The organism is Streptomyces sp. BK340 (assembly GCF_007827595.1).
In the GTDB taxonomy this organism is placed as follows: domain Bacteria; phylum Actinomycetota; class Actinomycetes; order Streptomycetales; family Streptomycetaceae; genus Streptomyces.
The window spans coordinates 46099-65767 of record NZ_VISR01000018.1 but is presented as its reverse complement, the minus strand read 5'-3'; the positions used below and the strand labels follow the sequence as shown (position 1 = coordinate 65767).

Genomic DNA, 19669 nt, shown 5'->3' with positions numbered 1-19669 from the left:
CCCGGAACAGCACCCCTGACCAGCGCTTCCGGGGACGTATCCGGCACGAGGGCGTGGACCCGAGGGGGCACGTCTTCGGCATTGTCAGTGCCGTGGTGTGCAATGGATCTCGTGCCCGCACTGGAAGAACCACTGAAGAAGGTGCTCGGCCCCGCCACCGCGAAGGTGATGGCCGAGCACCTCGGCCTGCAGACCGTCGGCGACCTGCTGCACCACTACCCGCGCAGATACGAGGAGCGCGGCCAGCTCACACACCTCGCCGACCTCCCCATGGACGAACACGTCACGGTGGTCGCCCAGGTCGCCGACGCCCGCCTGCACTCCTTCGCCTCCGCCAAGGCCCCGCGCGGCAAGGGCCAGCGCCTGGAGGTCACCATCACGGACGGCAGCGGCCGGCTGCAACTGGTCTTCTTCGGCAACGGCGTTCACAAGCCCCACAAGGAGCTGCTGCCGGGCACCCGCGCGCTGTTCGCGGGCAAGGTCTCCGTCTTCAACCGCCGTCTCCAACTCGCCCACCCCGCCTACGAGCTGCTGCGCGGCGAGGGCGACGAGACCGTCGAGACCTGGGCCGGCGCCCTGATCCCCATCTATCCGGCGACCGCCAAGCTGGAGTCCTGGAAGATCGGCAAGGCCGTCCAGACGGTGCTGCCCAGCGCCCAGGAGGCCCTCGACCCGCTGCCGCCCGCCCTGCGGGAGGGCCGGGGCCTGGTCGCCCTCCCCGAGGCCCTGCTCAAGATCCACCGCCCGCACACCAAGGCCGACATCGCCGACGCCCGCGCCCGGCTGAAGTGGGACGAGGCCTTCGTCCTCCAGGTCGCCCTGGCCCGCCGCCGCCACGCCGACGCCCAGCTCCCGGCCGTGCCGCGCAGACCGAAGCCCGACGGCATCCTCACGGCCTTCGACGACCGGCTGCCCTTCACCCTCACCGAGGGCCAGCAGAAGGTCTCCAGGGAGATCTTCGACGATCTGGCGACGGAGCATCCGATGCACCGGCTGCTCCAGGGAGAAGTCGGCTCCGGAAAGGCACAGCCGCTGGACTCGCTTGTGCTGACACCGTCGGGTTTCCGGCGGATGGGCGACATGCAGGTGGGGGACGAGGTCGTCGTGCCCGCCGGAGAGATCGCCCTCGTCGATGGAGTCTTTCCGCAAGGCGAGCGAGATGTGTGGCGCATCGTGCTGTCCGATGACAGCGCCGTGGAATGCGACGATGAACACCTCTGGATCGTCGGCACGAGTTGTGCCCGGCATCGCGGTCAGCCGCCCAAGGTGATGACCACACGGGAAATCCGTCACGACCTGTTCAACGCCAACGGATCGTCGAAGTGGTACCTCCCGGCGGCGACTCCCGTGGACCTGGGCGACGACTCCGCACTTCCCCTCGACCCCTATCTGTTCGGGCTCCTGCTCGGTGACGGCTCATTCCGGCACAACCTGCGGATTTCCACCATCGACACGGAGATCCGTGACGCGGTGGGAGCTTCTGTGGGGCCTGAATGTCAGCTCGTTCCGGTAACTGGTTCCCGATGTGACTACACGATTCAGCTGACTCAGCGGTCGGGTGGAGTCCGCAATCCCGTCATTCAGATCCTGCGCGACCTGGGACTGTGGGGCCGGACTTCGCACGGCAAGTTCATCCCCGAGGAATTCAAGAACACATCGATCAAGAACCGTCTCGCTCTCCTTCAGGGCCTCCTGGACGCCGACGGCACCGTTGACGCAAACGGCATGAGTATTTCCCTGTGCTCGGCCTCGGCGAAGCTGGCGGAGGACGTCGCCTGGCTTGTGCGGTCGCTGGGCGGCCGGGCGCGCATTCTGCCCAAGAAGTCCGCCTTCAACGTCTCTGTTGCACTGCCGGACGACTACGCCCCCTTCAGGCTCACCCGCAAGGCAGAGCGCGTCGGCCCGCGGCCGAAGTACAACAGTTTCCGGCGGGGGATCCGAGCGGTCGAGTACGTGGGGCGCAAGCCGGTCCAGTGCATCAGCGTCGCGCACCCCAGCCATGCCTATGTCACCGACCACTTCGCGGTGACGCACAACACGATGGTGGCCCTCCGTGCCATGCTCGCCGTCGTGGACGCGGGCGGGCAGGCCGCCATGCTCGCGCCCACCGAGGTCCTCGCCCAGCAGCACCACCGGTCGGTCGTCGAGATGATGGGCGAGCTGGCCGAGGGCGGCATGCTGGGCGGCGCCGAGCACGCCACCAAGGTCGTGCTCCTCACCGGCTCCATGGGGGCCGCCGCACGCCGTCAGGCGCTGCTCGATCTCGTCACCGCGGACGCCGGGATCGTGATCGGCACACACGCCCTGATCGAGGACAAGGTGCAGTTCCACGACCTCGGCCTGGTCGTCGTCGACGAACAGCACCGCTTCGGCGTGGAACAGCGCGACGCCCTGCGCGGCAAGGGCAAGCAGCCCCCGCATCTGCTGGTCATGACGGCCACCCCCATCCCGCGCACGGTCGCGATGACCGTCTTCGGCGACCTGGAGACCTCCGTCCTGGACCAGCTCCCGGCCGGCCGCTCCCCGATCGCCACCCATGTGGTCCCCGCCGCCGACAAGCCGCACTTCCTGGCCCGCGCCTGGGAGCGGGTGCGCGAGGAGGTGGAGAACGGGCATCAGGCGTACGTCGTCTGCCCCCGGATCGGCGACGACATCGACGAGGCGGCAGACTCGAAGAAGGTGAAGAAGTCCCCGGAGGACGAGGCCGAGAAGCGCCCGCCCCTGGCCGTCCTCGACGTGGCCGACCACCTGGCCAAGGGCCCCCTCCAGGGCCTCGGGGTGGAGGTCCTGCACGGCCGCATGCACCCCGACGACAAGGACGCGGTCATGCGCCGCTTCGCCGCGGGCGAGACCGACGTCCTGGTGGCCACCACGGTCATCGAGGTCGGCGTGAACGTCCCCAACGCCACCGCCATGGTGATCATGGACGCCGACCGCTTCGGCGTCTCCCAGCTCCACCAGCTCCGCGGCCGCGTGGGCCGGGGCTCGGCCCCTGGCCTGTGCCTGCTGGTCACCGAGATGCCCGAGGCCAGCGCCGCCCGCCAGCGCCTGAACGCCGTGGCCTCCACCCTCGACGGCTTCGAACTCTCCCGCATCGACCTGGAACAGCGCCGCGAGGGCGACGTCCTCGGCCAGGCCCAGTCGGGCGCCCGCACCAGCCTCCGCGTCCTGGCGGTCATCGAGGACGAGGAGGTCATCGCCGAGGCGAGGGGAGAGGCGGCGGCAGTCGTGGCCGCAGACCCGGAGCTGACCGGCCTCCCCGCCCTGCGCACGGCCCTGGACGCCCTTCTGGACGAGGAGCGGGAGCAGTACCTGGAAAAGGGCTAGAGGCGAGCACTCAGGGGCGCGGGCCGTATCGGTGTGGGGGTCCGCCGCGGGGCGCGATCAGCCCCCACGGACCGTCAGCGCCCGACGGCGACAGGGCTCCACCCTCTTTCGCCTGCCAGACTGAACCGTAAAGAAGCCCATACAGAAGGACCCCCAATGACCCGCGTGATCGCCGGCGCAGCCGGCGGACGCCGCCTGGCCGTCCCGCCAGGGACAGGCACCCGGCCGACATCAGACCGCGCACGCGAGGGCCTCTTCTCCACCTGGCAGTCCCTCCTCGGCGGCCCCCTGGACGGCGAACGGGTCCTCGACCTCTACGCCGGCTCCGGCGCCGTGGGCCTGGAGGCGCTGTCCCGGGGCGCGAGTCACACCCTCCTGGTCGAGGCGGACGCCCGCGCAGCGAAGATCGTCCGCGAGAACGTGAAGAACCTGGGCCTTCCCGGCGCAGAGGTGAGGGCGGGCAAAGCGGAACAGATCATCAGGACCGCACCCCCGGCGGAGCCGTACGACCTCGTCTTCCTGGACCCCCCGTACGCCGTCGGGGACGACGATCTTCGGGAGATTCTGCTCACACTCCGCTCGGAGGGCTGGCTCGCAGGGGAAGCCCTCGTCACCGTGGAGCGCAGCACCAGAGGCGGTGAATTCCACTGGCCGGACGGCTTCGAGGCCCTCCGGTCCCGTCGCTACGGCGAGGGAACGTTTTGGTACGGTCGCGCCGCCTCTACGTGCGAAGACGCACGATGACCGGACCGGAGAGCGAGGGATCACAAGTGCGCCGCGCCGTCTGTCCCGGGTCGTTCGACCCGATCACCAACGGACACCTCGACATCATCGCCCGCGCTTCCCGTCTGTATGACGAGGTCTACGTCGCGGTGATGATCAACAAGTCCAAGAAGGGCCTGTTCGAGATCGACGAGCGGATCGAGCTGATCCGCGAGGTCACGGCCGAGTACGGCAACGTGATCGTCGAGTCCTTCCACGGCCTCCTCGTCGACTACTGCAAGCAGCGCGACATCCCGGCCATCGTCAAGGGCCTGCGTGCGGTCAGCGACTTCGACTACGAGCTCCAGATGGCCCAGATGAACATCGGCCTCACGGGAGTCGAGACGCTGTTCGTGCCGACCAACCCGACCTACAGCTTCCTGTCCTCCTCGCTCGTCAAGGAGGTCGCGGCCTGGGGCGGAGACGTCTCCCACCTGGTGCCGCCCCCCGTCCTCGAGGCCCTCAACGCGCGTCTGCGCAAGGACTGAACGGGCTACAGTCGTCCCGTCCGTCTCCAACACAGCTGTAGAGAGTGGCGAGCACAGGTGGACGTCCAGAAGAAGCTCGACGAGATCGTCTCCATGGTCTCCGGCGCCCGGTCCATGCCCATGTCGGCGTCATGCGTGGTCAATCGCGCCGAGCTGCTCGCGATGCTCGAAGAGGTGCGCCAGGCCCTGCCCGGCTCCCTCGCCCAGGCACAGGAGCTGATCGGCGACCGCGAGCAGATGGTCGAGCAGGCTCGCCAGGAGGCCGAGCGGATCATCGGGAACGCGCACGCCGAACGCGGCTCGCTGATCTCCGACACCGAGATCGCCCGGCGCTCCCAGGCCGAGGGCGACCGGATCCTCGCCGAGGCCCGCACGGAGGCCGAGGAGGTCCGCGCCGAGGCCGACGACTACGTCGACTCCAAGCTCGCCAACTTCGAGGTCGTCCTCACCAAGACCCTCGGCTCGGTCGGCCGCGGCCGCGAGAAACTGCTCGGCACCGGGCCCGGCCTGGACGAGAACGGCTACGAGGACGAGGACGCCCCCGAGCGCAGCCAGGACCCCGAGACCCTGCGCCACAACGCGGACGCCTACGTCGACGCCAAGCTGGGCGCCTTCGAGGCGGTCCTCGCCAAGACCCTGGAGGCCGTCGGCCGCGGCCGGCAGAAGCTGCACGGCCGGATCGCCACGGACGACCTCGGCGCGCTCGCCGACGACAACACGACGTTCCAGCACTCCAGCGACGCCGACTACCTCGCCGACCTCGCGGCCCTCGCCGACACCCCGGCCGAGCGCCCGGCCCAGCCCCAGCCGGCCCAGCCCGTCCAGCCGCCGCAGCCGTCGTACGAGCCGCAGCCGGCCTACGGCTACCAGCAGCAGCCGGACCCGTACGCGGGCTTCCCGCAGCAGCCCGACTACGCCCAGCAGGACCCGTACGGCTACCAGCAGGCCGATCCCTACGCCGCCGCCTCCGGCTACGCTCCGGCGGACGGCGCCCCCTACCAGGGCTACGACGCCCAGCAGGCCGCCTACGAGCCTCAGCAGCACCCCCAGTCGCAGCAGGGCTACGCTCTCGACGAGACGAGCCTCTTCGACACGAGCATGATCAGTGCGGAGCAGCTGCGCGCCTACGAGCAGGGCCGGGGCCTGTAGGGTCTGTCCGCCGGACCATGGCGAGGCACCGGATTGGGCCCTGAGCGAAAGGTCCAGTATCCTGGCTCTTCGGTCGCGCGTACGTCCGCGATCGACGCTGCCCGAGAACACCGACGGGTGGCGTCCCTCCGAGTTCGAAGATCGAAAGCAGGAATGGCTTCCAACGCCCGCCTCGACCACCGCAACCCCCTCGTGTTCGACACGCACGAGCTGGGTCGGCGTCCTGGCGCGCTGCAGCGCCTGACCCGCGAGATCGACGCTCCCGCGGATCTCGGTATCCCGGGAGTCATCGGAGTGCCGGAAGGCGCCCCGCTGGAACTCGAACTCCGACTCGAGTCGGTCATGGAAGGGGTGCTCGTCACAGGCACCGCCCGTGCACAGGCCGAGGGGGAGTGCGTAAGGTGTCTGGAGCCGGTCGGGCTGGAGCTCGAAGCGGACTTCCAGGAGCTGTTCTCGTACCCTGACGCCGACGACCGGGGCCGTGTGATCGCGGAACCGGGCGACGACGCCGAGGACGACGAGGACAGGTTCTTCCTCGAGGACGGACTTTTCGACCTCGAACCTCTGCTGCGCGATGCGGTGGTGCTCGCACTGCCGATGCAGCCGGTGTGCCAGGACGACTGCCCCGGTCTGTGCTCCGAGTGCGGAGCGCGGCTCGTGGACGACCCGGACCACCACCACGACGCCGTCGACATCCGTTGGGCGGCTTTGCAGGGACTCGCCGGTTCACTCGGAGACGGCGAGAAGGACGAGATGAGCGGCGGCGCGCTTCCTTCAGCGCACGCCGACGAGAAGCAGGAGAAGTAGCCGTGGCTGTTCCGAAGCGGAAGATGTCGCGCAGCAACACGCGCCACCGCCGGTCGCAGTGGAAGGCTGCGGTCCCCACCCTGGTTGCGTGCGAGCGCTGCCACGAGCCCAAGCAGCAGCACATTGCGTGCCCGTCTTGCGGCACCTACAACAAGCGCCAGGTCCTCGAAGTCTGAGCGGGCTGGTGAGAGGCACTGTGTCCAGTCCCAAGAAGGCGGAAGACGCCAAGGCGGACGCACCCGCCAAGAAGAAGGCGGACAACACGGCCTCGTCCCACACGCTTCTGGAAGGGCGGCTCGGCTACCAGCTCGAGTCCGCCCTTCTGGTGCGTGCGCTGACCCACCGTTCCTACGCGTACGAGAACGGCGGTCTGCCGACGAACGAGCGGCTGGAGTTCCTCGGGGACTCCGTGCTCGGCCTCGTCGTCACGGACACGCTGTACCGCATCCACCCCGACCTGCCGGAGGGCCAGCTGGCCAAGCTCCGGGCCGCGGTGGTCAACTCGCGTGCGCTGGCGGAAGTGGGCCGCGGCCTCGACCTGGGCGCCTTCATCCGGCTCGGCCGGGGTGAAGAGGGCACGGGCGGCCGGGACAAGGCGTCCATTCTCGCCGACACCCTTGAAGCGGTGATCGGCGCGGTCTATCTCGATCAGGGCCTCGACGCGGCGTCCGAGCTGGTTCACCGGCTCTTCGACCCGCTGATCGAGAAGTCCTCGAACCTCGGAGCCGGCCTGGACTGGAAGACCAGTCTCCAGGAGCTCACCGCGATCGAGGGGCTCGGCGTGCCCGAGTACCTGGTCACGGAGACCGGCCCCGACCACGAGAAGACCTTCACTGCTGCTGCCCGCGTCGGAGGCGTCTCGTACGGCACCGGCACCGGCCGCAGCAAGAAGGAGGCGGAGCAGCAGGCCGCCGAGTCCGCCTGGCGGTCCATCCGGGCCGCGGCGGACGAGCGTGCCAAGGAGGCTGCGAAGGACGACGCGTCGTCCACCACCGCCTGACGTACAAGAGCACAGCACCGAGCGCCCGTCCGAAGCCTGTCTCCGGGCGGGCGCTCGGTTCGTCCACTGTCCGTACGGGGGGTCCAGATGCCCGAGTTGCCCGAGGTCGAGGTCGTCCGGCGGGGTCTTGCGCGGTGGGTCGCCCATCGCACCGTCGCCGATGTCGAGGTGCTTCACCCGCGCGCCGTGCGCCGGCACATCGCGGGCGGTGACGACTTCGCGCACCGCCTCAAGGGCCAGCACATCGGCACCCCCAGCCGGCGCGGCAAGTATCTGTGGCTGCCGCTGGAGGAGACGAACCAGTCCGTCCTGGCCCACCTCGGCATGAGCGGCCAGTTGCTGGTGCAGCCGCACGAGGCACCGGACGAGAAGCATCTGCGCATCCGCGTCCGCTTCGCCGACTCCCTGGGCACCGAGCTGCGCTTCGTGGACCAGCGCACCTTCGGCGGCCTCTCGCTGCACGACAACACCCCCGAGGGACTGCCCGACGTCATCGCGCACATCGCCCGAGACCCCCTCGACCCGCTGTTCGACGACGAGGCCTTCCATCTGGCCCTGCGGCGCAAGCGGACCACCATCAAGCGGGCCCTGCTGGACCAGTCGCTGATCAGCGGCGTCGGGAACATCTACGCGGACGAGGCCCTGTGGCGCGCCCGCATCCACTACGAGCGCCCCACGGCCAACTTCACCCGCCCGGTCACGACGGAACTGCTCGGCCACGTCCGCGACGTGATGAACGCGGCCCTCGCCGTCGGCGGCACCAGCTTCGACAGCCTGTACGTCAACGTCAACGGCGAGTCGGGCTACTTCGACCGGTCCCTGGACGCGTACGGCCGTGAGGGCCTGCCCTGCAAACGATGCGGCACCCCCATGCGCCGCCGCCCCTGGATGAACCGGTCCAGCTACTTCTGCCCGAAGTGCCAGCGGCCCCCGCGCACGGGCTGAACGAAACCCGGTGTCGCTGCCCGACGGCGGCGACGAGGACTGAATCCCGGTCGGGCTACGACGGCTGCCGGGTGTCGTACGCCTCGCGGGCCGCGAGGACGTCGTCCATCGAGCCCTCCACACAGTGGATGAGGGCGAGCAGCCGCTCGGCGACCCGGTGGCCCAGGGGCGTCAGGTAGTAGTCCACGCGGGGCGGGTTGGTCGGCTGGGCCTCACGGTGCACCAGGCCGTCGCGCTCCAGCGCGTGCAGGGTCTGGGACAGCATCTTCTCGCTCACGCCGTCGACGCGGCGGCGCAGCTCGTTGAAGCGCAGCGAGCCCTCTTGCAGCGCGCCGAGCGTCAGGCCGCCCCAGCGGCCCGTGACGTGCTCCAGCGTGCCGCGCGACGGGCAGGCCTTGGCGAACACGTTGTACGCGAGGTCGTCCTGCTCCTGGGTCATGCCTGTCATGGAGCAAGCGTACGCGAGCGCAGCGCTAACCACCAGGTTGCACTATCTGGAAGTTAGTGCTTTCCTGTGGTTACCGCTTATGAACTGCCTGTTCGGGCTGTTCGAGCGCTTGGCTTGCCTAAGAGGAGCAATCATCGTGACCACCCCCGTTGTGTCCATCGCTTACCACTCCGGCTACGGCCACACCGCCGTGCTCGCCGAGGCCGTCCGCGCCGGTGCCGCCGAGGCCGGTGCCGAGGTGCACCTGATCAAGGTGGACGAGATCACCGACGAGCAGTGGGAGACCCTGGACCGTTCCGACGCGATCGTCTTCGGTTCGCCCACCTACATGGGTACCGCCTCCGGCGCCTTCCACGTCTTCGCCGAGGCGTCCTCCAAGCGCTGGTTCGGCCAGGACTGGAAGGACAAGCTGGCGGCCGGCTTCACCAACTCCGGCTCCAAGAGCGGCGACAAGCTGCACACCCTGCAGTTCTTCCAGATCCTCGCGGCCCAGCACGGCATGAACTGGGTCAACCTCGGCCTGCACCCGGGCTGGAACAACAGCGAGGGCTCCGAGCACGACCTCAACCGCCTCGGCGTCTTCGCGGGCGCGGCCGCCCAGACCAACGTGGACGAGGGCCCCGAGGGCGTGCACAAGGCCGACGTGGCCACGGCCGAGCACCTGGGTCGCCGGGTGACGGAGACGGCGAAGGTGTTCGCACTGGGCCGCGCCGCCGCGTAAGGGCTCGGCGCAGTAGCCGAAGAAATGCAGGGCCGGGGCTCTGACCTGCGGCCGTGCCATCGATCAACGCTGCGACCTGCGACTTGGCTGTCGGTGGTTGTCAGCGTTGGTCGTCGTTGGCGGCTGGGGCCGCTCAGCCGACGACATACTGGCCGTGCCGGTCGTCTCGTCCCTGGGTTCGCCGACATCCGGCGCGGGGCCGGCCCGGCAGGATGCGCGCGTTGATCTCGCCTCCATCACCGAAATACACCTGCTTCGGGTACGACATGTACCCCATCCCCTCAGGCGCTCCCGAGATCGGAGCCAGAGGCCGCGCCCACCTCTCCCTCCTCTGCACGGAATCCGGGGTGTGCCATTCAGGGGGCGGCCGGGGTGGGTCGGCGATCATCGGCCGTGGCGTGTTCCGCCGTGCCGGCGGTGGCTTGATCCGGGTTCTCGGGCTCCGGCGGTCTGCGGATGTCGAGAACGTGCCACCGGCTCCGTCCCGGGGGCGTCATCGGCCACCACCGGCCGCACGAGGGCGAAGGAGAAGCCGGCATGGCGATTCAGCGGATGGACAACGTCGGCATCGTCGTCGAGGACATGGAGGCCGCCATCGCGTTCTTCGTGGAACTCGGTATGGAACTGGAGGGCAGGGCGGAGGTCGAGGGCCCCTTCGCGGACCAGTGCACCGGACTCGACGGCGTCCGCTGTGACATCGCGATGGTCCGGACCCCGGACGGTCACGGCCGGCTCGAGCTGGCGAAGTACCGCAGCCCCGCGGTGATCAGCGCGGGGCCGCGCGACCGGCCGCACAACATTCTGGGCACGCACCGCGTCATGTTCGCCGTCGACGACATCGAGGACACCGTTGCCCGCCTGCGCCCTCACGGTGCCGAACTCGTCGGCGAGATCGCCCGGTTCGAGGACAGCTTTCTGCTCTGCTACCTCCGCGGCCCGGAGGGCATCATCGTCGGCCTGGCCGAGCAGCTGCGCTGAGAAAGGTTTCTCAGTAGCCGAAGTCCTGCGTCCACCAGGGGCCGTCCGACCCGAAGTGCACGCCGACTCCGAGGGTCTTGAAGTCGCAGTTCAGGATGTTGGCGCGGTGGCCGGGGCTGTCCATCCAGGCCTGCATCACGGCCGCCGCGTCCGCCTGGCCGCGGGCTATGTTCTCGCCGCCGAGGCCGGTGATGCCCGCCTTCGCGGCCCGGTCCCACGGGGTGGCCCCGTCCGGGTCCGTGTGGTCGAAGAAGTCGCGTGCGGCCATGTCGCCGCTGAACGCCTCGGCCAGCCCGGTCAGCGAGGAGTTCGCCGCCAGCGCGCTGCACCCGACCTTCGCCCGCTCCTCGTTGACGAGCTTCAGCACCTCCGCCTCGGCGGCGGCCTGGGCCGACACCGTCACGGGCGCGGAGGACGCCGTCGGCGCCTTGGGCTCCTTGTGCGAGGGGGTGTGCTGCGGCTTGCCGGCCGGCTTCGGCTTCTTCGACGGCTTCTTCGTCGGGGCGGCGGAGGCCGAGGCGGACTCGGTGGCGGAGGCCGACGCGGACGGGGTCGGCGACGTCGAGGGCGCGGTGCCACGGCCGGCGGGCGCGCCGCCGACCGGGCTGTCCGCGCTGCCCGAGGTGCCGCCCTGCTCGGTGGTGGTGTTGCTGGGGGAGTCCGCGGCCTGTACCCGCTCGCCGCCGGTGGTGTGCGAGCCGCCGCCGAGCTGGTAGTGCTGCAGCCCCGGCACCGCACCCGTGGTCACCGCGACCGTGCCGAGGGCGACGGCGGCGGAGACTCCGAGCAGTCCCGTGCGCACCGGCTTCGCGACCCTCTTGCGGTGCCGGTGGCCCTGGGGCGGACCGCCGGCCGGGGTGAACCCGCTGCCGCCGGCGGCGTCCCACGACGGTTCGCCGTACAGATAGGCCGTGCTCCTGGCGTTGGCCTCGGCGTAAGCCTCCGGGTTCAGGTACGGCGCGATACCCATGGGGGCGCGGTCGCCCGCGTACGAGTTCAGCGGGTCTTCGCCGCCCGTGACGGGGCGGTTCGGGTGGATGACCCCCGTGGCGCGGCCCGGGGCGGCGTGGCCGGCGGCGGAGCGTCGGTGGCGTCCCATGTCCTTGCCCTCTTCTCGTCTCGCGGGGTCGACCCGGTGCCCGGCGCCGCAAGTGGCGATTGACCTCCGGTCAACCCAACTCACTCGATCTAGTGAGTTTCATATGAGATTCATTGGGTCGGGACGGTACCCCATACGGGTGGGACGGGAAGTGTTCCGAGTGACTTTGGCCCGTTAGGTTGCACTCATGAGCGAGGATGTTCGACTGGTTGCCTGGGTCCGTGGACGCGTCCAAGGTGTGGGTTTTCGCTGGTTCACCCGGGCCAAGGCGCTGGAGATCGGCGGCCTGAGTGGTTTTGCTCTCAATCTGGGCGACGGCCGCGTCCAGGTGGTCGCGGAAGGGCCGCGCCCGGGTTGCGAGGGGCTGCTGGACTGGCTGGGGGGCGGCGACACGCCCGGACACGTGGACGGTGTCACCGAGATCTGGGACACACCCCGCGGCGGCTACGACGGCTTCGCCATCCGCTGACCCGATTCTGTAAAGCCCCGCAGGCCGGCCCGCGGCGATCTGCCCCGGGCACATGCCCGAAGCAGAAATGAGCTGGTGGTTGCCAAGAAGGGCGAGGCGTGGCAGGCTCCCCCGGTACAGCTGATCGTCACGCCCTGAGGGCCCCGCAGGAGCAGCAGCGCCGCCGTTCGAAGGCCGCGCGCCCCGGGTTTGCCCGCCAATGCAGGGCGTGATCGTGTTGACCGTCAAACTTTTTGGTGAGACGCTGAAAGCCCCGCGCACCTTAGCTGTTTGGCATGTAAGAACGGCAGAGCAACACTCGAGTGTGTCAAGCACCGCGGGTGCGAATCCCTCACGACCCACACCGCATCGGTCGGTCACTCAGTGTGGAGGACCATCCATCATGGCAAAGGCGCTTCTCGGTTACGTCGGCGGCTCCGACCCTCGACTCCTCGCCGAGATGCGACGGCTGCAGCAGCGTGTCCAGGACCTGGAGTCCGAGCTCGGACGCATCCAGGCGGAGAACGACGCGCTGACGGCTGCCGCCTCTCAGGACAGGATCATGGAGAGCATCGACGCACACCAGGCGGAGCCTGCGCTCACCTGATCGCTGCATCAGCTCCACAACAGCAGTCGCAGCGGTTGGGCTGCCCGTAATCAACCGCACAGTTGTCAGACGACTGAGACCCGGTCGTCAGAGTTGCAAGGGACGCTTCGGCGTCCCTTCTTTCTTGCTCTTTCTCTCCCCCGCGCATCCTTTCACTGTCTTTAACGTCTGGTGTGCCCTGCATGTTCATTGGCGAAACCGTGGGGTTGCGAGTGTTCGTGGAGTGAGATAGCGGCGGAAGGTAGAGTCCAGCGGCGTGCACCTCAAGGCCCTGACCCTCCGTGGCTTCAAGTCGTTCGCCTCGGCGACCACGCTCCGGTTCGAACCGGGTATCACGTGTGTCGTCGGCCCGAACGGCTCGGGCAAGTCCAATGTCGTGGACGCGCTCAGCTGGGTCATGGGCGAGCAGGGCGCCAAGTCGCTGCGCGGCGGCAAGATGGAGGACGTCATCTTCGCCGGCACCACCGGCCGTCCGCCGCTGGGCCGCGCCGAGGTGTCCCTGACCATCGACAACTCCGACGGGGCGCTGCCCATCGAGTACGCCGAGGTCACCATCACGCGGATCATGTTCCGCAACGGCGGCAGCGAGTACCAGATCAACGGCGACACCTGCCGTCTCCTGGACATCCAGGACCTCCTCTCCGACTCCGGCATCGGCCGCGAGATGCACGTCATCGTCGGCCAGGGCCAGCTCGACTCCGTCCTGCACGCGGACCCGATGGGCCGCCGCGCCTTCATCGAGGAGGCCGCGGGTGTGCTCAAGCACCGCAAGCGCAAGGAGAAGGCGCTGCGGAAGCTGGACGCGATGCAGGCCAACCTCGCGCGCGTCCAGGACCTCACCGACGAACTGCGCCGCCAGCTCAAGCCGCTCGGCCGCCAGGCCGCGGTGGCCCGCAGGGCCGCCGTCATCCAGGCCGACCTCCGCGACGCGCGTCTGCGGCTGCTCGCCGACGACCTCGTACGACTGCGCGAGGCCCTGAAGACCGAGATCGCCGACGAGGCGGCCCTGAAGGAGCGCAAGGAAGCCGCCGAGCAGGAGCTGAGGAAGGCGCTCCAGCGGGAGGCCCTGCTGGAGGACGAGGTACGGCAGCTCACGCCGCGCCTCCAGCGCGCCCAGCAGACCTGGTACGAGCTCTCCCAGCTGGCCGAGCGGGTGCGCGGCACGATCTCGCTGGCCGACGCGCGGGTGAAGAGTGCCACCTCCGCACCCCCCGAGGAGCGGCGCGGCCGCGACCCCGAGGACATGGAGCGCGAGGCCGCCCGCATCCGCGAGCAGGAGGCCGAGCTGGAGGCGGCCCTGGAAGCGGCCGAGCGGGCCCTGGAGGACACGGTCGCGCACCGCGCCGAACTGGAGCGGGAACTGGCCGTCGAGGAGCGGCGCCTGAAGGACGTGGCCCGCGCGATCGCCGACCGCCGTGAGGGTCTGGCCCGGCTCAACGGCCAGGTCAACGCGGCCCGTTCGCGAGCCGCCGCCGCCCAGTCCGAGATCGACCGTCTGGCCGCCGCCCGCGACGAGGCACAGGAGCGTGCCGTCGCCGCCCAGGAGGAGTACGAGGCCCTCAAGGCCGAGGTCGACGGCCTCGACGCCGGCGACGCGGACCTCGCCGAGCAGCACGAGGCGGCGAAGCGGCAGCTCGCCGAGGCCGAGTCCGCGTCGAGCGCGGCTCGCGAGGCGGCCACCGCGGCCGAACGCAGGCGCGCCGCGACCCAGGCCCGCCACGAGGCGCTGGCGCTGGGCCTCAGGCGCAAGGACGGCACCGGGATACTGCTGGGCGCCCGGGACCGCCTGGCCGGACTCCTGGGCCCGGCAGCGGAACTGCTGACGGTGACCCCGGGCTACGAGGTTCCCCTGGCCGCGGCCTTCGGTGCGGCGGCCGACGCCATCGCCGTGACGACACCGGCGTCCGCGGCCGAGGCGATCCGGCTCCTGCGCAAACAGGACGGCGGCCGCGCGGCGCTGCTGCTGGCGGGGGCGCCGGAGGGCAGCGCTTCGAGCGAGCACGGCCCGGATGGCGTCACCCCGGGCAGCCCCGGCCCCGAGGGACACCCCTTCGCCGCCGACCTGGTCCGCGGCCCCGCCGAACTCATGCCCGCCGTACGCCGCCTGCTGCGCGGCATCGTCGTCGTGGGCACGCTCGAGGACGCCGAGGACCTCGTCTACGCCCACCCCGGGCTGACCGCCGTCACCGCCGAGGGCGACCTGCTCGGCGCGCACTTCGCGCACGGCGGATCGGCCGGGGCACCCAGTCTGCTGGAGGTACAGGCCTCCGTGGACGAGGCCGCCGCGGAGCTGGAAGAGCTGGCGGTGCGGTGCGAGCAGCTGGGCGAGGCGCAGCAAGCGGCGGCCGCGCGGCGCACCGAGGCCGCCGCGCTCGTGGAGGAGCTGGGGGAGCGGCGCAGGGCCGCCGACCGGGAGAAGTCGGCCGTGGCCCAGCAGCTGGGGCGGCTCGCGGGGCAGGCGCGCGGTGCGGCCGGGGAGGCCGAGCGGTCCACGGCGGCTGCGGCACGCGCGCAGGAGGCGCTCGACAAGGCCGTACAGGACGCCGAGGAACTGGCCGAACGGCTGGCCGTCGCCGAGGAGATGCCGGTCGAGGAGGAGCCGGACACCTCGGTGCGGGACCGGCTCGCAGCCGACGGCGCCAACGCGCGGCAGACCGAGATGGAGGCCCGGCTCCAGGTCCGTACCCACGAGGAGCGGGTGAAGGGGCTCGCCGGGCGGGCCGATTCGCTGGACCGCGCAGCCCGCGCGGAGCGCGAGGCACGCGTGCGTGCCGAGCAGCGGCGGGCGAGGCTGCGGCACGAGGCGGCCGTCGCGGAGGCCGTCGCCTCCGGTGCACGCCAGCTGCTCGCGCATGTCGAGGTGTCCGTGGCCCGTGCCGAGCAGGAGCGGGCCGCGGCCGAGGCCGCCAAGGCCGCGCGGGAGCGGGAGCTGACCGCCGCGCGTACCGCCGGCCGCGACCTCAAGGCCGAGCTCGACAAGCTCACCGACTTCGTCCACCGCGGCGAGGTCCTCGGCGCCGAGAAGCGGCTGCGGATCGAGCAGCTGGAGACCAGGGCGCTGGAGGAGCTGGGCGTGGAGCCCGCGGGGCTCATGTCCGAGTACGGCCCCCATCAGCTCGTACCGCCGTCCCCGCCCGCCGAGGGCGAGGAGCTGCCGGAGGACCCCGAGCACCCGCGCAACCGGCCGAGGCCGTTCGTGCGCGGTGAGCAGGAGAAGCGGCTCAAGGCCGCCGAGCGCGCCTACCAGCAGCTCGGCAAGGTGAACCCGCTCGCCCTGGAGGAGTTCGCCGCGCTGGAGGAGCGCCACAAGTTCCTCAGTGAGCAGCTGGAAGACCTGAAGAAGACCCGCGCCGACCTGCTCCAGGTGGTGAAGGAGGTCGATGAGCGCGTCGAGCAGGTCTTCACCGAGGCCTACCGGGACACCGCCCGCGAGTTCGAGGGCGTCTTCAGCCGGCTGTTCCCGGGCGGTGAGGGCCGGCTGATCCTGACCGACCCCGACAACATGCTCACCACGGGCGTCGACGTCGAGGCCCGCCCGCCGGGCAAGAAGGTCAAGCGGCTCTCCCTGCTGTCGGGCGGCGAGCGGTCGCTGACCGCGGTGGCGATGCTGGTGTCGATCTTCAAGGCCCGGCCGAGCCCGTTCTACGTCATGGACGAGGTCGAGGCCGCCCTGGACGACACCAACCTCCAGCGGCTGATCCGGATCATGCAGGAGCTGCAGGAGTCCTCGCAGCTGATCGTGATCACGCACCAGAAGCGCACGATGGAGGTCGCCGACGCGCTCTACGGCGTGTCCATGCAGGGCGACGGCGTGTCGAAGGTCATCTCTCAGCGCCTCCGTTAGACAAGCCCCTCAAGATCAACTGACTCTATGTTCACTTCTTGAACACAGGGCTCCTCAGGGCTCTCTCAAAACTCACAGCAATTGAACTATTGACTTCGAAACTTGAAGGCATAGTCTCTGCAACGTTGCTTTTACCTTCAGGTGTCACCACCTGAGAGGGCTCACCCCCCCACCCGGCAGCGTTGCCGTGGCCCGAGGAGTTTTTCCGTGACCAGCACAGCGCAGGCACCTCAGCAAGGAGCCAGGACGGCTCACCCCGAGCATCTCGGGCACGTCATCTTCATCGCGGCGGCGGCCGCGATGGGCGGCTTCCTGTTCGGTTACGACAGCTCCGTGATCAACGGCGCCGTCGAGGCCATCCGCGACCGCTACGGCATCGGCTCCGCGGCCCTCGCCCAGGTCATCGCCATCGCCCTGATCGGCTGTGCCGTCGGCGCCGCGACCGCCGGCCGCATCGCCGACCGGATCGGCCGTATCCGCGTGATGCAGATCGCCGCCCTGCTGTTCACGGTCAGCGCCGTCGGCTCGGCCCTGCCCTTCTCGCTGTGGGACTTCGCCCTCTGGCGCGTCGTCGGCGGCTTCGCCATCGGTATGGCCTCGGTCATCGGCCCCGCCTACATAGCCGAGGTCGCCCCGCCGGCGTACCGCGGCCGCCTCGGCTCCTTCCAGCAGGCCGCGATCGTCATCGGCATCGCCATCTCGCAGCTGGTCAACTGGGGCCTGCTCAACGCCGCCGGCGGCGACCAGCGCGGCAAGCTGATGGGCTTGGAGGCCTGGCAGGTCATGCTCGGTGTGATGGTCGTACCGGCCGTGCTGTACGGCCTGCTCTCCTTCGCGATCCCCGAGTCCCCGCGCTTCCTCATCTCCGTCGGCAAGCGTGACCGCGCCCGCGAGATCCTCGCCGAGGTCGAGGGTGAGCACCGCGACCTGGACGCCCGTGTCGCCGAGATCGAGCAGGCGATGAACAGCGAGCACAAGTCCACCTTCAAGGACCTGCTCGGCGGTGGCTTCTTCTTCAAGCCGATCGTCTGGATCGGCATCGGCCTCTCGGTCTTCCAGCAGTTCGTCGGCATCAACGTCGCGTTCTACTACTCCTCGACGCTGTGGCAGTCGGTCGGTGTCGACCCGACGGACTCGTTCTTCTACTCCTTCACTACGTCGATCATCAACATCGTCGGCACCGTGATCGCGATGATCTTCGTGGACCGCGTCGGCCGCAGGCCGCTCGCGCTCATCGGCTCGGTCGGCATGGCCGTCGGCCTCGCCCTGGAGGCCTGGGCGTTCTCCCACCACCTGGTCGACGGCAAGCTGCCCGCGACGCAGGGCTGGATCGCCCTGGTCGCCGCCCACGTCTTCGTCCTCTTCTTCGCCCTGTCCTGGGGTGTGGTCGTCTGGGTCATGCTCGGCGAGATGTTCCCGAACAAGATCCGCGCCGCCGCCCTGGGTGTGGCAGCCGCCGCGCAGTGGATCGCCAACTGGGCCATCACCGCGAGCTTCCCGTCGCTGGCCGACTGGAACCTGGCCGGCACCTACGTGATCTACACGGTCTTCGCCGCGCTCTCCATCCCGTTCGTCCTGAAGTTCGTCAAGGAGACGAAGGGCAAGGCGCTGGAGGAGATGGGCTAGGGGGTTTCGTTCGGATCAGGTCGGATCAGGCCGCGGTGTCCGGTGCGGTGCATCGCAAGGCGGAGGATCACCCGCGTACTGGGCGTACTCGGGTGGTCCGACAACGCGGCGAGGTGCCGTGCCGGGCGTCGCGGACCCGGGCTGATCCGAAGGAAACCCCCTAGGCCCCACAGTCCCGAGGAGACGGGCCAAGTCCCCGCTGCCCGGCTCCTCGTACCGTCCGTCGCCCCCGCTCGGCCACTGCCCGAGCGGGGGCGACGGTGTCATGTCCGCACGTCCTCGGCCGGCACGGGCAGGAAGCGCGGGCCGAGCGACCGCACGAACGGGGAACCCCCGCGCCGTCGTACGCCACGACTCGAAGCCGCCGGACCGACCGCGCCGGACCACCGCTTGTCGCCCGGAGCTCAGCCCCCCAACTCCGGAAGCACCCGCTCGGCGAACAACCGCAGGCTGCGCCACCCCTCCTCCACCGGCATCCCGCCCGCCAGCGGATGCAGGACGAGACTGTCCAGACCCTGCGCCACGCACTGCTCCGGCGTGAGGATCCGGTACACACCCTCGGCGCGCAGCTCCTCGACCGTCGTGGCCGCCGACCGCACCGCCGAGCGGATGTCGCCGGACTGCCAGGAGGCGTAGGTGCGGGCCTCGTGCAGGAAGTGCCCGCCGTACTCGGACCACGCGCGGTCCGGGTCCTCGGCGAGGTGCAGCAGCGGGGTCTCGGCCGCCGGCATCATCGTCCAGCCCTCGGTGCCGAACACGGTGAGCTGCTCCTTGTAGTACGCCTCCAGCTCCGGCAGATGCGCGCTCGGGAAGAACGGCAGACCGAGCCGGGCGGCCCGGCGGGCGGCGGCCTTCGAGGAGCCGCCGACCAGCAGCAGGGGGTGCGGATCGGTGTACGGGCGCGGGGTGAGCCGTACCGTACGGCCCCGGTACGTGAACTCCTCGCCAGTCCACGCCTTCAGCAGGGTCTCCAGCAACTCGTCCTGCAGCCGGCCGCGCCGCTTCCAGTCCACGTCGAACAGGGCGTACTCCTCGGGCCGGTAGCCGATCCCGGCCACCGTCACCAGCCTTCCGCCGCTGAGCAGATCCAGTACGGCGATCTCCTCGGCCAGCCGCAGCGGATCGTGCAGCGGGCCGATCACCGCAGACACCGTCACCGCGATGTTCCGGGTCGCCCCGAACACCGCGCCCGCGAAGGCGAACGGCGACGGCAGCCAGTTGTTGTCGGCGCCGTGGTGCTCCTCGGTCTGGACGGTGGTGATCCCGTGCTCGTCCGCGTACGCGGCCATCTCCAGGGCGGCCCGGTAGCGGGCGGCGAGGGAGGCGGGGGCGGCGCCGGGAGCGACGAGGTTGAAACGCACGACCGTGACGGGCATGGGAAGTCCCCCTCCGGTACTGCTCGGTGGAGGGGGACGTTAGC

17 protein-coding genes are annotated in these 19669 nt (G+C 70.1%); 14 read left to right on the top strand and 3 right to left on the bottom strand.

Annotated features, from left to right (window positions below):
• Positions 1-102 precede the first annotated feature (102 nt).
• From FB157_RS28105 to mutM, 8 genes are all read left to right on the top strand, one after another.
• The gene (locus FB157_RS28105) at positions 103-3327 is read left to right on the top strand and encodes a helicase-related protein (RefSeq protein ID WP_145883458.1); all 3225 of its coding nucleotides are present in this window, start codon (positions 103-105) and stop codon (positions 3325-3327) included.
• Between the two features lie 156 nt (positions 3328-3483).
• Positions 3484-4071, top strand: coding sequence for a 16S rRNA (guanine(966)-N(2))-methyltransferase RsmD (gene rsmD, locus FB157_RS28100; RefSeq protein ID WP_145883457.1), 588 nt, complete (start codon positions 3484-3486; stop codon positions 4069-4071).
• Between the two features lie 26 nt (positions 4072-4097).
• Positions 4098-4577: a pantetheine-phosphate adenylyltransferase gene (coaD, locus tag FB157_RS28095; RefSeq protein ID WP_186581722.1), complete on the top strand. Its 480-nt coding sequence runs from the start codon at positions 4098-4100 to the stop codon at positions 4575-4577.
• A 57-nt stretch (positions 4578-4634) separates the two neighbouring features.
• Positions 4635-5726, top strand: a complete 1092-nt coding sequence (locus FB157_RS28090) for an ATP synthase F0 subunit B (protein ID WP_145883455.1) — start codon at positions 4635-4637, stop codon at positions 5724-5726.
• A gap of 153 nt (positions 5727-5879) precedes the next feature.
• Positions 5880-6533, top strand: a complete 654-nt coding sequence (locus FB157_RS28085; protein WP_145883454.1) for a DUF177 domain-containing protein — start codon at positions 5880-5882, stop codon at positions 6531-6533.
• 2 nt (positions 6534-6535) lie between these two features.
• Complete coding sequence (gene rpmF, locus FB157_RS28080) at positions 6536-6709, top strand: 50S ribosomal protein L32 (RefSeq protein ID WP_003951102.1); 174 nt, start codon at positions 6536-6538, stop codon at positions 6707-6709.
• Positions 6710-6717: 8 nt separating this feature from the next.
• Positions 6718-7533 (top strand): ribonuclease III, encoded by an 816-nt coding sequence (gene rnc, locus FB157_RS28075; RefSeq protein WP_186581710.1) that lies wholly within the window; start codon positions 6718-6720, stop codon positions 7531-7533.
• Between the two features lie 87 nt (positions 7534-7620).
• On the top strand, positions 7621-8478 hold the full coding sequence (gene mutM, locus FB157_RS28070) for a bifunctional DNA-formamidopyrimidine glycosylase/DNA-(apurinic or apyrimidinic site) lyase (RefSeq protein WP_145883452.1): 858 nt from the start codon (positions 7621-7623) through the stop codon (positions 8476-8478).
• A gap of 55 nt (positions 8479-8533) precedes the next feature.
• On the opposite strand, the gene FB157_RS28065 is transcribed toward mutM, so the two are convergent.
• Positions 8534-8926, bottom strand: coding sequence for a helix-turn-helix domain-containing protein (locus FB157_RS28065; protein ID WP_145883451.1), 393 nt, complete (start codon positions 8924-8926; stop codon positions 8534-8536).
• 136 nt (positions 8927-9062) lie between these two features.
• On the opposite strand from FB157_RS28065, the gene FB157_RS28060 reads away from it, so the two are divergent.
• Both FB157_RS28060 and FB157_RS28055 read left to right on the top strand, forming a co-directional pair.
• A complete protein-coding gene (locus FB157_RS28060) occupies positions 9063-9647 on the top strand; it encodes a flavodoxin family protein (RefSeq protein ID WP_145883450.1) in 585 nt (194 codons plus the stop codon).
• A 537-nt stretch (positions 9648-10184) separates the two neighbouring features.
• Complete coding sequence (locus FB157_RS28055; protein WP_145883449.1) at positions 10185-10625, top strand: VOC family protein; 441 nt, start codon at positions 10185-10187, stop codon at positions 10623-10625.
• A gap of 10 nt (positions 10626-10635) precedes the next feature.
• Here FB157_RS28055 and FB157_RS28050 read toward each other — a convergent pair whose 3' ends face one another.
• Positions 10636-11724, bottom strand: coding sequence for a CAP domain-containing protein (locus tag FB157_RS28050; protein ID WP_145883448.1), 1089 nt, complete (start codon positions 11722-11724; stop codon positions 10636-10638).
• Positions 11725-11911: 187 nt separating this feature from the next.
• Here FB157_RS28050 and FB157_RS28045 point away from each other — a divergent pair, with 187 nt between their 5' ends.
• The 4 genes from FB157_RS28045 (at position 11912) to FB157_RS28020 (ending at position 18249) form a co-directional block, all read left to right on the top strand.
• Positions 11912-12193: an acylphosphatase gene (locus FB157_RS28045; RefSeq protein WP_145883447.1), complete on the top strand. Its 282-nt coding sequence runs from the start codon at positions 11912-11914 to the stop codon at positions 12191-12193.
• A 382-nt stretch (positions 12194-12575) separates the two neighbouring features.
• Entirely contained in the window at positions 12576-12779 is a 204-nt protein-coding gene (locus tag FB157_RS28035; RefSeq protein ID WP_067004905.1) for a hypothetical protein, read from the top strand.
• 256 nt (positions 12780-13035) lie between these two features.
• Positions 13036-16623: a chromosome segregation protein SMC gene (smc, locus tag FB157_RS28025; RefSeq protein ID WP_145883446.1), complete on the top strand. Its 3588-nt coding sequence runs from the start codon at positions 13036-13038 to the stop codon at positions 16621-16623.
• 207 nt (positions 16624-16830) lie between these two features.
• Positions 16831-18249 carry a sugar porter family MFS transporter gene (locus FB157_RS28020; RefSeq protein ID WP_145883445.1) on the top strand — a complete coding sequence of 473 codons (1419 nt, stop codon included), beginning with the start codon at positions 16831-16833 and terminating at the stop codon, positions 18247-18249.
• 404 nt (positions 18250-18653) lie between these two features.
• Here the strand turns inward: FB157_RS28020 and FB157_RS28015 are convergent, their stop codons facing one another.
• On the bottom strand, positions 18654-19625 hold the full coding sequence (locus tag FB157_RS28015; RefSeq protein WP_145883444.1) for an LLM class flavin-dependent oxidoreductase: 972 nt from the start codon (positions 19623-19625) through the stop codon (positions 18654-18656).
• Between the last annotated feature and the right edge of the window lie 44 nt (positions 19626-19669).